Origin of the sequence: Bradyrhizobium sp. 613_E4_N2_2 (genome assembly GCF_052075995.1) — a bacterium.
GTDB classification, from domain to species: Bacteria; Pseudomonadota; Alphaproteobacteria; order Rhizobiales; family Xanthobacteraceae; genus Bradyrhizobium; species Bradyrhizobium barranii.
In genome coordinates, this window is sequence record NZ_CP197234.1 from 1,588,794 (window position 1) to 1,602,275 (window position 13,482).

13 protein-coding genes are annotated in these 13,482 nt (G+C 59.7%); 11 read left to right on the forward strand and 2 right to left on the reverse strand.

What is annotated here, in order from left to right:
* The first annotated feature begins 1 nt into the window (after position 1).
* The 8 genes from AB7290_RS07455 to AB7290_RS07490 all read left to right on the forward strand — a co-directional run bounded on the left by AB7290_RS07455 (position 2) and on the right by AB7290_RS07490 (position 6,727).
* On the forward strand, positions 2-682 hold the full coding sequence (locus AB7290_RS07455) for a cysteine hydrolase family protein (RefSeq protein WP_354119270.1): 681 nt from the start codon (positions 2-4) through the stop codon (positions 680-682).
* Positions 679-1,923: an ABC transporter substrate-binding protein gene (locus tag AB7290_RS07460; protein ID WP_071909853.1), complete on the forward strand. Its 1,245-nt coding sequence runs from the start codon at positions 679-681 to the stop codon at positions 1,921-1,923. Before AB7290_RS07455 ends, AB7290_RS07460 begins: the two co-directional genes overlap by 4 nt.
* 52 nt (positions 1,924-1,975) lie before the next feature.
* Complete coding sequence (locus tag AB7290_RS07465; protein WP_081369138.1) at positions 1,976-2,863, forward strand: branched-chain amino acid ABC transporter permease; 888 nt, start codon at positions 1,976-1,978, stop codon at positions 2,861-2,863.
* Positions 2,860-3,741, forward strand: a complete 882-nt coding sequence (locus tag AB7290_RS07470) for a branched-chain amino acid ABC transporter permease (RefSeq protein ID WP_354080128.1) — start codon at positions 2,860-2,862, stop codon at positions 3,739-3,741. Before AB7290_RS07465 ends, AB7290_RS07470 begins: the two co-directional genes overlap by 4 nt.
* Entirely contained in the window at positions 3,738-4,484 is a 747-nt protein-coding gene (locus AB7290_RS07475; RefSeq protein ID WP_085400597.1) for an ABC transporter ATP-binding protein, read from the forward strand. Before AB7290_RS07470 ends, AB7290_RS07475 begins: the two co-directional genes overlap by 4 nt.
* Positions 4,484-5,194 (forward strand): ABC transporter ATP-binding protein, encoded by a 711-nt coding sequence (locus AB7290_RS07480; protein WP_085400557.1) that lies wholly within the window; start codon positions 4,484-4,486, stop codon positions 5,192-5,194. Before AB7290_RS07475 ends, AB7290_RS07480 begins: the two co-directional genes overlap by 1 nt.
* 42 nt (positions 5,195-5,236) lie before the next feature.
* Complete coding sequence (locus tag AB7290_RS07485) at positions 5,237-5,995, forward strand: SDR family NAD(P)-dependent oxidoreductase (RefSeq protein ID WP_071909857.1); 759 nt, start codon at positions 5,237-5,239, stop codon at positions 5,993-5,995.
* Between the two features lie 168 nt (positions 5,996-6,163).
* A complete protein-coding gene (locus tag AB7290_RS07490; RefSeq protein ID WP_201266159.1) occupies positions 6,164-6,727 on the forward strand; it encodes an HpcH/HpaI aldolase/citrate lyase family protein in 564 nt (187 codons plus the stop codon).
* A 588-nt stretch (positions 6,728-7,315) separates the two neighbouring features.
* Here the strand turns inward: AB7290_RS07490 and AB7290_RS07495 are convergent.
* On the reverse strand, positions 7,316-7,591 hold the full coding sequence (locus AB7290_RS07495) for a hypothetical protein (RefSeq protein WP_245344050.1): 276 nt from the start codon (positions 7,589-7,591) through the stop codon (positions 7,316-7,318).
* A 693-nt stretch (positions 7,592-8,284) separates the two neighbouring features.
* On the opposite strand from AB7290_RS07495, the gene AB7290_RS07500 reads away from it, so the two are divergent.
* From AB7290_RS07500 to AB7290_RS07510, 3 genes are all read left to right on the forward strand, one after another.
* Positions 8,285-10,072 (forward strand): PHA/PHB synthase family protein, encoded by a 1,788-nt coding sequence (locus tag AB7290_RS07500; protein ID WP_201266160.1) that lies wholly within the window; start codon positions 8,285-8,287, stop codon positions 10,070-10,072.
* A 348-nt stretch (positions 10,073-10,420) separates the two neighbouring features.
* Entirely contained in the window at positions 10,421-10,882 is a 462-nt protein-coding gene (locus AB7290_RS07505; protein ID WP_144030691.1) for a hypothetical protein, read from the forward strand.
* 1,020 nt (positions 10,883-11,902) lie between these two features.
* Positions 11,903-12,514: a TIGR00730 family Rossman fold protein gene (locus tag AB7290_RS07510; RefSeq protein WP_085400567.1), complete on the forward strand. Its 612-nt coding sequence runs from the start codon at positions 11,903-11,905 to the stop codon at positions 12,512-12,514.
* A 534-nt stretch (positions 12,515-13,048) separates the two neighbouring features.
* Here the strand turns inward: AB7290_RS07510 and AB7290_RS07515 are convergent.
* The gene (locus tag AB7290_RS07515) at positions 13,049-13,465 is read right to left on the reverse strand and encodes a winged helix-turn-helix transcriptional regulator (protein ID WP_341850537.1); all 417 of its coding nucleotides are present in this window, start codon (positions 13,463-13,465) and stop codon (positions 13,049-13,051) included.
* Positions 13,466-13,482 lie beyond the last annotated feature (17 nt).

Here is a 13,482-nt window from a genome sequence, read left to right on the forward strand (position 1 = left end):
TTTGGGTGAGGCCGACCGCGCCGTATTGGCGAGAGGGCGGTTTGCACAGCGGATGGGTTTCGGCGTGAGGCCCGCGATCGTAGTCATCGATGCGCAACGCTACATGGTCGGCGAGCGCGGCATTCGCGACGAGCGCTATCCCTCGTCCTGCGGTGAAATAGGATGGGCGGCTGTCGATCGGATCGCGACCATCCTGGATGCCGGACGAGCGGCGGGCGTTCCGGTGTTCCTGACCCGCTTCGCTCTCGACGCCAGCGGCAATGATATTGGTGTCTATGGTCGCAAGCGCGCCTTCATGAAGGAGCGCGATGACTGGTGCATCGACGGAACGATGGGCGCTGAATTGCTGCCCGAGGTCGGACCCAAGCCAGGAGATATCGTCTTCGTGAAGAAGAAGCCGAGTGGTTTCCACGGGACGCCACTGCTCGGTTATCTGGTCGAACGCAATATCGACACCGTGATCGTGCTCGGCGGTGCAACCAGCAATTGCGTGCGCGCTACCGTCTTCGACGCCGCTTCCTACAATTACCGCGCGATCGTTCCGGCCGACGCGGTGTTCGACCGGTTGCCGATCTCGCACGCGATCAGCCTCTTCGACATGGATCGGCAATTCGCCGACGTGACGGATGCGGCCACCGTCATCGCCAGACTGCAGAAACACAGCAAGGGGGATAGACAATGAAACGTCTCGTATTGGCGGCTCTCGTGTTCGCCGCATCGACCGTGTCCGCGGGCGCGCAAGAGACGTGGCGCATCGGGGCGCTCTACCCCCTGACAGGCGGCCTGGCGCTGCTCGGTAATGAAAATCTCAATGGCGCGCGTATCGCTGTTGACATGATCAACGAGAAAGGCGGCATCGCCAGCAAGAAAGTCGAACTCGTCCAGGGCGATGCGTCGACCCCGGACAAGGCGCAGTCGGAGGCCGAGCGCCTGTCCTCGCTCGAGAATCTGCAGATCATAACCGGTACCTATTCGAGCGGGCTGTCTTACGCAGCAAGCCAGGTGGTGGAACGCCGCGGCGGATTGTATTGGGAGACCGGCGGCATCGCCGACGGTTTGACCAAGCGCGGTTTCAACGGCTATTTCCGCCTCGTGTTCACGGCGAGCTCGAACGGGCAGCTTGCCGCCAGTCTCGCCGCGAGCGCCATTGCGCCGCGTCTTGGCAAGAAGCCTGCCGATCTCACCGTGCTCATCGTTCACGAAGATTCGGATTACGGTACCTCTGTTGCAACCGCGGCCGAGACAAAGGCCAAGGACCTCGGCTTCAAGGTCGCGGGGCGTCTGCCATATAAAGCCACGACCACCGATCTCGCCCCGCTCGTGCTGCGCATGAAGGCGAGCGGCGCTGACATCGTCATCGCCTCGTCCTATGCCAATGACGCGCTGCTGATCCAGCGCCAGATGAAGCAGCTCGGCGTCAATGTCGGGGCTTTCATCGGTACCGGCGGCATTTACGGTCTGGCGAGCTTCGGTGAAGGATTGGGGAGCGCCGTTAATGGAATCTTCGACACCGAGGGGTCGGCGGGGATCAATCCGGCGGCGCTCTCAGAGGAGGCGCGAACGCTGCTCGCCGAGTTTCAGAAGCGCTTCCAGGCTAGTCAGGGCAAGGCGCCATCCTACGTCGGAACCCAGGGCTTTGTCGGCACCTACATTTTGCTCGACAAGGTGCTGCGCACTGCAGGCGTGACGGATCCCGCCAAGCTGAAGGAGGCAGCGCTTGCGCTCGACATTCCCGCCGGCGGCACCTCGCTCGGCTGGGGCGTCAAGTTCGCCAAGCCGGGTAGCGAGATGCAGGGGCAGAACGAGCGTTCCTTCCCGGTCGCGCAGCAATGGCAGGATGGAAAACTCGTCGTGGTGGCGCCGGATAACCTCAAGACCGGCGATCCGGTGCTGGTGCCGCTCCAGACCTGGGACAAGCGCTGATCTGGCCGCGGTGGCTGGCAATGCCAGTCATCGCCCATAGCCGGGATACAAGATGCTGGACATCCTTCCTCAATTGCTGGTCTCGGGCCTGCTCATCGGCGGTGTCTACGGATTGCTGTCGATCGGCCTGACATTGATCTTTGGTGTCCTGCGGATCGTCAATTTCGCGCAGGGCGAGTTCATCATGCTCGCCATGTTCGGCGCCTTCTGGCTCAACACGCTGTGGGGAATCGACCCCTATGTATCTATCCTTATCGTCACACCGGTCCTGTTCGGGCTTGGCTTGCTTGCCGAACGCGTGGTGATCAAGCCGATCCTGCACGCGCCACATGCGATGCAAATATTCGCGACCTTTGGCCTGTCGGTGGTACTTCAGAACGTTGCCCTTACCTTCTGGGGCCCTGACTACCGTTCGGTTCAGACGGCCTATTCCTCGCAATCCCTTATCGTCGGGAATGTCGCCATCTCCGTGAGCTCACTTTACGCCTTCATCGTCGCGTTTTTGATGGCGGGAGCGTTGATCGCGTTTCTGCAATTGTCGCGCGACGGCAAGGCACTGCGCGCCATGGTGCAAAACCGGTATGCCGCTTCGCTGATGGGGGTGAACACGCAGCGGCTGAACCGGCTGGCGTTCGGCGCCGGCGTTGCCTGTGCGGCGGTGGCAGGCTGCATCCTGACGCCGATGTTCTACACGTTTCCAACCGCAGGGGTCGATCTGATCATCACTGCCTTTGTCGTAGTCGTTCTCGGAGGGCTTGGCAGCGTCGCCGGCGCCATGGTTGGAGGGCTGATCATTGGCGTCACCCAGACGCTGACAGGCTTCTACGTCTCGGTCGAACTCAAGGACGTCATGGCGCTTGTGCTGTTCATCCTGATTCTGTTGATCCGTCCTCAGGGACTATTCGGCCGCGCTGGCATGGAAGAGGTCGGCACCAAATGAGCGCGTTCTTCAATGACTACTACCTCAACATCGCTGTGATGACCTGCCTCTGGGCGGCCCTGTCCGGAGCCTGGAATTTGATGGCGGGTTATGGCGGACTGGTGTCGCTCGGCCAATCCGCGTTTTTCGGCATCGGCGCCTACATCACTGCGATCGCTTTCACCAAATACGGTGTTTCGCCTTGGCTTGGCCTGATCGCCGGCATTTTTATTACGACCGGGCTTGCCGTGGTGATCAGCTGGCCTTGCTTTCGGCTGCGCGGAGCCTTCTTCTCGCTGGCGACGCTGGTCTTTCCCATCGCAATGGAAATCGTCGCAAATAATTGGAGCGATCTCACCCGCGGCCCAAGCGGCATCGCGATCCCGTTCCAACCGGGTATCTCTACATTCATCTTCAGCTCACGGTGGGCCTATCTCATCGCGGCCTTCGCGCTGATGATGACGGTCTACGGGATCACCCGCTGGATGCATCGCGGCAGGCTCGGTCTCTATTTAATCGCCGTTCGCGACGACGAGGCAACGGCGGCCAGCATGGGCATCAAGACGGTCAAGGTAAAGCTGATCGTCACCATGATCAGTGCTGCACTCACAGCCGTCGGCGGTTTCTTCTATGCCCAGTACATCCTGTTCCTCGATCCGCCGAGCGTGTTCTCGATCAACATTTCAGTGCAGATCGCGCTTTTGAGCATCATTGGTGGGCTTGGCACACCGCTTGGCCCGATCGTGGGTTCGCTGGTGATGACTCCGCTCGATGGGGTGTTGAGCCAGTTCTTTGGCGGCGGCCCCCGGCTATTGATCTATGGCGCCGTGCTTCTCGGGACTGTGCTGTTGGCGCCCAGGGGTATCGTCGGCACACTCAAGGCATGGCGCCCCACATGATGGACACGGCCAGCCGATCTCTTGGTAAGGAACTGTTGCGCGCGAGCGGGCTTGTACGCCGCTTTGGCGGACTCGTCGCCGTGAACGAGGTGTCGCTGAATGTGACCGACCGCGAGATCGTTGGGCTCATCGGTCCAAATGGCGCTGGCAAGACATCGCTGTTCAATATCCTGAGCGGTCAACTTGGGCCCGATTCCGGCAACGTCAGTTTCGCCGGCCAGGACATTACCGGTGCTTCTGCAAGTGTCTGCGCTCGCGCGGGCATTGGCCGTACGTTCCAGATCGTCAAGCCCCTCGTCAGCCTGACGGTGCATGAGAATGTCACCGTCGGCGCGCTGCTGAACTATCCGCTGGCGACGGCACGCGAAAAGGCCGCGGAGATCATCGGCCGCGTCGGCATGCGTTCGTTGCTCGACCAGCAGGCGGGCAGTCTGACCTTGGAGTCCCGCAAGCGGCTAGAACTCGCGCGCGCTCTCTCGATCGAACCAAGGATGTTACTGCTTGATGAGATACTCGCCGGGCTCAATGCTTCGGAAATCAACGAGAGCATTCATTTGATCCGCAGCTTGGCGCATCAGGACGGCCTCGCCGTCATCATGATCGAGCACAATCTGCATGCCGTGATGTCGCTCGCCGACAAGGTCGTAGTGCTCGACTACGGGCGCAAAATCGCCGAGGGCAAGCCGGAGGTAGTGGTGCGAGACCCCGCTGTAGTGGCAGCTTATCTCGGAAGCGACGACTGATGGCGCTCGATGTAACCGATCTCAGTGCCGGCTATGGCGACGTTACCGTATTACGCGGCGTCACATGTTCGGTATCAACCAACAGCGTTGCTGCATTGCTCGGCGCCAATGGTGCGGGGAAGACCACCACGCTGAACGCGATCTCCGGCCTGCAAGCGAATGTCTCCAGCGGTACGGTCCGGCTCGAAGGCATCGATATTACGCGTATGCCGGCCCATGAGCGCGTCGAGGCGGGCATCGCGCATGTTCCGCAGGGTCGCCAACTCTTCGCCTTCATGAGCGTGCGCGAGAATCTTGAACTCGGAAGCTACGCACCGCGGGCGAGGGGTCACGAGAAGGACGCGCTTGACCGGGTCCTTTCCATTTTTCCCCGGTTAAAGGAGCGGCTTGGCCAGCAGGCTGGGTCGCTGTCTGGCGGTGAGCAGCAGATGTGCGCAATCGCGCGCGGCCTGATGTCGAGGCCTCGCTACCTGCTGCTCGACGAGCCCTCGCTCGGCCTGGCTCCCATTGTGGTCAAGCAGGTTATGGCCGTCATCGGCCAGATTGTGGCACAAGGCATCGGCATTCTACTCGTCGAGCAGAATGTCGCCCTGGCCCTCAAGCAGGCGCAGTACGCTTACGTGCTGGAGCACGCCAGGATCGCGATCGAAGGCCCTGCCGCCGCTCTCCAAAACGATGATCGGGTCAGAAAGGCCTATCTCGGACTTTGAGCTCGCTTGCGAGTATCAAGTCACGGCAAAAAAGGGAAAACCATGGATCTTAAGCTCGCCGGCAAGGTCGCGCTTGTCACCGGTGCCAGCGTCGGCCTCGGCCGCGCGATCGCGCAGATGCTCGCTGAAGAGGGATGTCGTCTCGCAATCGTGGCCCGGCGAGAAGACCGCCTAAGAAATGTGGCGGACGAGATTGCGGCTTCTGGACGCGAGCGGCCGTTGATGATCGTCGCAGATGTCACACAGCACGACGCAGCCGCGCGTATCAGAGATGAGGTGCTTGCCGCTTTCGGCCGCCTCGACATCCTCGTCAACAATGCTGGCGGTTCGCGGCCATTCGACGGCCTAGGCACGCGTCAGCAATGGGATGAGGCTATGGCGCTTAATTTCCATGCCGGTCGGGAACTCGCCCATGCCTTCGTGCCCATGATGCAGGCTCAGAAATTCGGTCGGATCATTAATCTGACCGGAGGCGATGAGCCGTTGGCGTTGAATGGTGGCATTCCGCCCAATGGAGCCACCCATATCTGGGCAAAGTCGCTTTCCCGTGTTGTCGGCAAGGATGGGATCACGGTCAATTCGATCCCGCCCGGCCGGCTACACTCCGAGCAGATCGATCAGAAATTATTGCCGACCGAGGAATCTCAGCGCAAATGGGTCGCGGAGAATTGTCCTGCTGGCTATATCGGCGAGCCGGAAGATCTCGCAGTGCTTGTCGCCTTTCTTGCTTCGCCACTTGCCCGTTACATCACGGGCCAGGTAATCCACGTTGACGGAGGTGCGCGACGCTTCTCGCACTAGGTCAGGTTCGTGAATATTTGTCAGATCGAAGGCATGAACTCATTGCCACCGCCGTGACCGGCGTCGTCAAGAATATGCAGCCTAGTGGTCGTCCATCGCTTGTGCAGTTGCCAGGCCGTGGACAATGGTCCGCTGATGTCGAAACGACCGTGGATCAGGGCGCCGGGAATGCCGTTCAGCGACAGGGCGGCGCAGATGCATGCCCTGGATGCGGCGATCACCCATTGGGAACGAGAGCTTAGAATAGCAACGAACAGCACCGATATCCTGCCGGTCTGCGAAACGGCCCGCGGCGTGGTCGAGGTGTGTTCGATCGCCGCGAGCAGCCCCCGAATTCGGTGCGCCTTGCTAGGAGCGGAAGACCTCTCCAATGATCTGTGCGCCGAACGAGGCATTGACGCGGTCGAACTGGACTACGCACGCCGGCGGTTCATCCTGGAAGCTCGCGCGGCCGGCATTGAACCGATCGATGCCCCTTATACGTTCAGCGACGTTGAAGGTGCGGTCCGCGAGGCTGCGTTCTCACGTCGTCTCGGCTACCGCAGCAAATCCCTAGTGCGTCCCGCGCACGCGGTTGCGCTGAACGCGGTCTTTACTCCAAGCGCGGACGAGCTGGCGCGTGCGTCTGCAATTGTCGAGGGCTTCGATGCCGCGCGGAAGCGCGGCGAAGACCGCGCCCAGATCGACGGGCTCTGGATTGAAGTGCCAACATATCGCAACGGCGCCGACTGATCGAGCGAGCAGAACGATTGGGATAAGGAGCCGGATGGGTCTCGCGCAGCCGACCAAGGCCATAGCGGAACCATCGTCTTGCAACTCGAACGGTGCTCGCCCGTTGCAGCCCGTCAGCAAAAGGCCGCAGCGGCTTGCGACGCTGCGGCCCCGCCGGGTCAAAAAAATACGTGAAATATGGTCCAGCCCCGGCGTCGACAAAGCTACGCCCGAGGTTTTTGCGCCGCAAATAGAATCGGTGCGTCGCTTACCGAACGAGATTAGCTGTTACCGCTGGACAACTAAAACCTCAGGAACCTTGACCTAGAGGTCGGTCGAGGCTTGCGGGTTAATTTAGGTCAACTATCTGGTGCGACAGGCTGCCGCGCCGACAAAGTCCTCCCTTATCGATTTCTCCAGTATGCTTGGCTTGCGCTCGGCGGGGCGTGCTTCACGAGGGATGGAGCGGCCCCGGCGCTTGCCAGCCCCTGCCGGGGTCGCTTCCCTAGTGAGAGTCCACGCTCATCCGAGCTGTGACACCGGCCGCAAGCGGCGCAACGGTATGTGCGCCAAGCCAAGAGAGCGACCTTCCGAGTGCGCAAAGCGACTTCAGTTGCGCAGCCGAACGCGCGACCGCTTGACGATGGACGATACGACCCGATCGTAGGTTTCTAGTGCTGCCTCGGTCGCCAACTTGACCATTTCGCGATAGGCGATTTCGTTCATTTGAGTGAAACTGTCCCGGATCGCTTCAGCCAACTCTTCATCGGTGACCGATGATCGATCTTGATCTGCTTTTCCCGTCAGGCGGCTATACAAATTGAGACGGTAGACTTCGGCCGAAATTTGCCAGGCCCAATCTTCGGGATTTAGCTGTTCTGTCATCACCGCAATGCAGGATCCGGAGGGTGGTAAGTCGTTGCAGCGGGGATCAGATAGCTGATGAAGATCGGTCTAAACACCAACCCATGGTTGGACCAATATGCTGCTCTGGTTGCACCGCTGTTGTTTGGGGCTTCGTAGACGATGTCCGTTATTGGTAACCTATTCCACACGCAAGCATCATCGCTTTAGTTGTTCCCTGGACTCCGCTGTGTGTCACCCTGGCGACCCAGCGTTCGGCGATCTGCTCAACCGATCCTCTCCGGTGTCGGCGAAGCGGCAGCGTATCCCTCCGATCGCCATACGCCTTCGCATGGGCCAGGTGCGATCGAGACCAATTATCGGCACGGTCCATTTGGGGCGGCCTCAGTGCCGACGAGGCAAAGGCGCCTCATAGACGTTGGACAACCTCTTACATTGGAGCCGCAATCACAACCGCCCCAGCGGCGATCGGATATTTTGGCGGCCCTCGCGCCTAGACGCCCGGGTGACCTTTTGCAGAGCACAATATACTCGAATTTGTGCGGATCGCCGGACGAATCCAGGCATCTACATGTGATGCTCAACGTTGATCGCAGCACAAGGAAACTTGGCTTACGACCTCACGTTAATCCAGCCACCCGCGGGATCGACCGCCTCTTCGCTGGCCTTCGATCCCAGCGGTGCTACTCTTTCGAAAAACGGAGGGAGGAAGACATGGGAGATCGATCGACGCAACCTACGTGGGATCCTCTTGTTCTCGCCGGCCAACTGCACTCGGTCGCGAAGCAGAGCCAGTTGTTGATGCAGCGGTTCGCCACATCCCAAGCCGACGCCACGAAGGTCGGCATGGGAGACACCTCGACGCTCGGGTTTGATTTCGTCGATCTCATGACAAGAATGATGTCGGACCCGACGCCGGTGGCGAAGGCCCAGATCGACCTCTTCAACGAAAGCATGGCGGTTTGGAAATCGGCGGCAGAAAGCATGTGGCTGACGCGGCCTTGCGAGTCCGACAAACCCAAGGACAAACGTTTCAAGCATCCCGACTGGACCGAGAACGCAGTCTTTAACTACGTGAAGGAAAGCTATCTGGTCGCCGCCAAGGCAATCCTTTCGACCGTCCGAGACGTCAAGGGCATGGACGACGCCACTGCTCGAAAGGTCGACTTCTACACGCGTCAGTTCGTCGACGCTATTTCTCCTTCGAACTTCGTCGCCACCAATCCGGAGGTGCTCAAAGCCACGCTGGAGACCGGAGGACAAAACCTGCTCCGCGGGCTGGACAACCTGCTTTCCGATCTCGGTCGTGGCGAGGGTCGCCTCTCCATCACGATGACCGACATGAAGGCTTTCCGGCTCGGCGAGAATATCGCAACGACTCCCGGGAAGATCGTTTTCCAGAACAACCTGATGCAGCTTATCCAGTACGCTCCTTCGACAAGCGACGTACGCAAGCGGCCTCTCCTCATTATCCCGCCGTGGATCAACAAGTTCTACGTCCTCGATCTTCAGCCGAAGAATTCGCTTATCAAGTGGGCGGTCGACCAAGGCCATACCGTCTTCGTCATCTCCTGGGTCAATCCAGACGAGAAGCTCGCTGAGAAGGGCTTCGAAGACTACATGCTCGAGGGTCCAGTCGCAGCCCTGGATGCAATAAAAAGGGCGACCGGCGAAGAGCAGGTCAATGCCATCGGATACTGTCTTGGGGGCACTCTGCTCGCCTCAACGGCCGCCTACCTGGCCGCGAACGAAGACGACAGGATCGCAAGCGCAACCTACTTCGTGACGCTGGTGGATTTCGCGGAAGTCGGTGATATGGCCGTCTTCATAGATCAGGAGCAGCTCGCAACGCTCGAAAGGCGCATGCGCGAGCGCGGATATCTCGACGCTCAGGATATGGCGACATCATTCAATATGTTGCGGGCCAACGACCTGATCTGGTCCTTCGTCGTGAACAACTACTTGCTCGGCAAGGAGCTGCTCCCGTTCGACCTACTGTTTTGGAACTCAGACTCCACACGGATGCCCGCTGCCATGCATTCATTCTACCTCCGGGCAATGTATCTGGAAAATCGTCTATCCAAGCCCGGCGGCATCACGCTCGCTGGCACCCCGATCGACCTGTCGCGGATCAAGATCCCGTCGTTCATCCTGTCCACGCGCGAGGACCATATCGCCCCATGGACGTCGACCTATGCGGCGACGCGTCTGTATTCCGGTCCCGTCAAATTCGTTCTGTCCGCCTCCGGACACATGGCGGGAGTCATAAGCGCACCGGGCAGCAAGTATGGCCATTGGACGAACGATAACTTGCCGCCTACCCCCGATCAGTGGTTCGCAGATGCAACCAGTCATCGGGACTCCTGGTGGCCCGTTTGGGACGAGTGGGTGAGCCGCCTGGATCATCAGCGCGTTCCCGCGCGCGAACCGGGCGGCGGCAACTTGCCGGTAATCGAGGACGCTCCTGGCTCCTACGTACGCGTGAGAGCGGTAGCATCCTAGCTGATCCGCACACGCGCAACCGCTCCGACGAAAATCGGTCGGCGGCGACAGCGACAATTAGACTTCTTCACCGGCTCGGATATGTCTCAGTCGCAACGGCAGTGCTTACGAAGGCCCCTGTGCTGTTCTTGGCACTGGCTCGGATCAACCACCTCGGCGGTGGCGGGAGGCATGTGGATCTTTCCGTGATGCGAGCCCCCCGGGCAACTGTCTAGCTGCGCCGGGCAGTCATCGCGGAACGAAATCGGGGCCAAGTCCCTTTCTGTTAACCGCGCCAGCCCCAGAGCCATAATCTCGGCTGATTCCGGCCCGACCTTGCCAGGGCTGAAGGGTGGGGACCCGTCGAAAGTGATCAGATTGTTTGCCTTGGGAGTGGCTGGCCTGGTGGCGCTGGGTGCTGTTGCGGCGCTTGGTCGAAGCGCTGCTCCAGTCGCCTCCGCTACAGTCGCGCCCGAGATTGTGAGCTACCCGGTTGTATCCGGTACCAAGGGTGACCGACTGCTCGCGGCCCAAAAGGAAGATGTGGCGCTTGCCGTTTCCGCCGCGGCCACGATAGATCCGAAACCGACACCCGAGGTCGTCGTAGCGACGCCTGCTCCTCAAGCGAAGGCCAAGCCGAAAGAGCCAGCCTTCATTCCGCGTCATTGGCACGATAACGCCGCTTCCGGCTACCAAATCCGCAAGCGCAGCACTGCCGAGTCAAAAGACGCTCAATCCAGAGCGATCGAGAGGCCAAAACAGAGCTGCAGCCAGGACGGGCTAAGTCCGCTGCTTCGAAAGCTCAATCTGCAACCGAACTGCGAGCTTTGATCTCCGCAACGGCCGGAGACAGCCTGCGCGGCCGATTGTCGAAGTTCCAGACGCGCGCGTTCGGATCGGACAATGCAGAAGCGGAGCGTACCCTTTCGGGCATCAGCATGGGCGGCGGCTATTCGAACGATACGCGAGCAGCGAGAGCGCCACGATCAACCTCTTGCCAAGGCTGCGGAGCCAGAAGAGCTTAGGCCTGCAATCGAGCAGAGCGGCGATCGCGACCGAAAAAGGCCGAGACCTCTAGGAGGTCTCGGCTAAGTAAGGGAGGAAACGACCATTCGCCCGGTATATGACCAAGCCCGTAGTCCGCGACGGAACTCTAAAATCTAGATGTGCCGTGATCGCGCGACGTGCCGCTTTCGCGTGTCAATGATATTTGACGAGCTCGAGCTCGTGAGATTTGCAGCCGTGTTGCACCTGACATGCGTTCTGCAACTCGGGCATAGGCATCACCGTGCAACGATCAGCCGTGCGGTCGTGGCGATGCGAGCAACGAAGACGAAGTAAGTCACTGATATTCTTAGTGGGTCCGGCAGGACTCGAACCTGCAACCAGACCGTTATGAGCGGTGAGCCAACCTGACCTCGCATAGGGCAGGGCTGTTCTACAGCAACTGTGCCAAAGGGCACTTTTGGGGCGCGAAATGCACCTAAACTCGTTGTCCTCCGCTGTAGCCCGTTGAAATCACAGCAAACGCGAACGCCCTCCGAGCGCACCATAAACCCAAAGCGGAGATACGTCGTCGCTATGGGCTTCATACTAGGCGAGCATCCGCCTCGGGAATTCTGCCAGGAGATCGCGCGAAGTTATTTGCTATCACGACGCTCGAGACGGACTCCTTTTATACGTCTGAGCGATAGAGGAGATGGGACTGAAGGCTAAGCTACATGCCCGCTTATCGCGCGATAGGAGACCGCCATCCCTTGGTCGGCCATCGTCAGCTCTTGGACCCAAAGCGGACTCTGGCGAGCAAGAACGAGCTTGACGCAAGGCCCGTCCATCGGGTCTATCCCCATCATGAGCAAGTTCAACGCAGTCTGCGTTTATTGCGGTTCCTCGCCCGGTCACGATGTTGCCTACGTTGAGGCAGGCGAACGATTGGGACGCGCTCTTGCTACATCGGGATTAACGCTGATCTACGGCGGCGGTACCCATGGTGTGATGGGCGCGGTAGCTCGCGGCACACTGAATAACGGCGGTAAGGTCGGCGCGATCATTCCGAGATTTCTTACAAACTGGGAAACGACGACTGATGCGCTCAAGATGTTCGAAGACTTGACGATCACAGACACCATGCACGAGCGCAAGCAGAGAATGTTCGAGCGTTCTGATGCCTTCGTGGCACTTCCGGGTGGTATCGGCACCGTCGAAGAAATCGTGGAAATCATGACTTGGGCCCAGCTTGGGCAGCACCGTAAGCCGATAGTTTTGGTGAACATCAAAGGCTTTTGGGCGCCTATGATGGCAATGCTGGACCACATACGCAGCGCAGGTTTCCTTCATAGAGACCACCTGCTTCAACCCATTATCGTTGATCGTGCCGACGACGTAATTCCTGCGATTGTCGCCGCCGCTGCTAATGATCGCGCGTCCGAACACGGTGTTTCGTCGATCATCGACAAGATGTAGATTTCTGCGTCCTCAGGCATAATGAGGCCGGGTGCCGTTGGCTTCTGATGTTGGCCCATCAGCGAAGTCGCGACACGTCTCGCTATGGTCAGCTTGGTGGGGCGCCCCGGACGAGATGTGCCTACGTTGAGTTCTTCGCTTTTTGACCCAGAACGGACCTCGCCCTGTTCTGGTAGGAGCATAGCTCGCACGAGCAACCGGGTTGCACTGGGCCATGCCGATCCGGGCGGCTTCACGCATGCGTTTCAGGGCTGGGCGGGCGTAGCGCCGAGCGAATGGCGGACCAACTGATTGGCATCGGCCCAACCTGGTTATCGACGTGACCGGCACGTCAAGCTAATCGGCGTCGCTCGCCTCGCGGTGCAACGCACGGCCCGCAACAGCGGCCAAAACAGGATTCCGAAGAACCAGCAATAATGAAGAGGCCGCCTTAGTTGGCGGGCTCTTTATTTCAGTCAAGCGCTGCCGCGCGGGGCTTCGTCTCACGTATTAAGGAATGCGCCTGAACTCTCGGACAGCGATACTCATCAAGCGTCAGGCCGTACGATCTCGAACGACAGCATCGCATGGCACAAGCCGATCGACCTCATCGAGCTCCTTGGCATGATGGGCGCCCCATGAGCGAAGGGAATCCAGCACCGGCCGCAGGCTTTCGCCGAGTGGGGTGAGCAGGTATTCGATCCCTTGGCGATGCCCGGCGCTAGACTGCCGGCTCACCATTCCATGTACTTCGAGCGCCCGCAGTTGCTCTAACAACACCTTCTGCGAGATGCCGACAATGCGCATCTCGAGCTCGCAGGTGCGTTGCGGACCATCCAGCAGCACATCGAGGATCACCGCCTTCCAGCGTCCCGAAAAGACGCCTAGCGCGCGCTCCACCGGCAAGCCCGGTAGTCTCTTGATGATCTTCATCCGCCACTGACCAAAGGGTGTGTAGATGGAAATGACCACCGAAGAATAACCTTCGG

Excerpts from the sequence above, each read along its gene's own strand:
- AB7290_RS07475 (WP_085400597.1), top strand. The coding sequence starts at position 3,738 with ATGATGGACACGGCCAGCCGATCTCTTGGTAAGGAACTGTTGCGCGCG.
- AB7290_RS07480 (WP_085400557.1), top strand. The coding sequence starts at position 4,484 with ATGGCGCTCGATGTAACCGATCTCAGTGCCGGCTATGGCGACGTTACC.
- AB7290_RS07500 (WP_201266160.1), top strand. The coding sequence starts at position 8,285 with ATGGGAGATCGATCGACGCAACCTACGTGGGATCCTCTTGTTCTCGCC.
- AB7290_RS07510 (WP_085400567.1), top strand. The coding sequence starts at position 11,903 with ATGAGCAAGTTCAACGCAGTCTGCGTTTATTGCGGTTCCTCGCCCGGT.
- AB7290_RS07490 (WP_201266159.1), top strand. The coding sequence starts at position 6,164 with ATGCCGTTCAGCGACAGGGCGGCGCAGATGCATGCCCTGGATGCGGCG.
- AB7290_RS07470 (WP_354080128.1), top strand. The coding sequence starts at position 2,860 with ATGAGCGCGTTCTTCAATGACTACTACCTCAACATCGCTGTGATGACC.
- AB7290_RS07465 (WP_081369138.1), top strand. The coding sequence starts at position 1,976 with ATGCTGGACATCCTTCCTCAATTGCTGGTCTCGGGCCTGCTCATCGGC.
- AB7290_RS07460 (WP_071909853.1), top strand. The coding sequence starts at position 679 with ATGAAACGTCTCGTATTGGCGGCTCTCGTGTTCGCCGCATCGACCGTG.
- AB7290_RS07495 (WP_245344050.1), bottom strand. The coding sequence starts at position 7,591 with ATGACAGAACAGCTAAATCCCGAAGATTGGGCCTGGCAAATTTCGGCC.
- AB7290_RS07485 (WP_071909857.1), top strand. The coding sequence starts at position 5,237 with ATGGATCTTAAGCTCGCCGGCAAGGTCGCGCTTGTCACCGGTGCCAGC.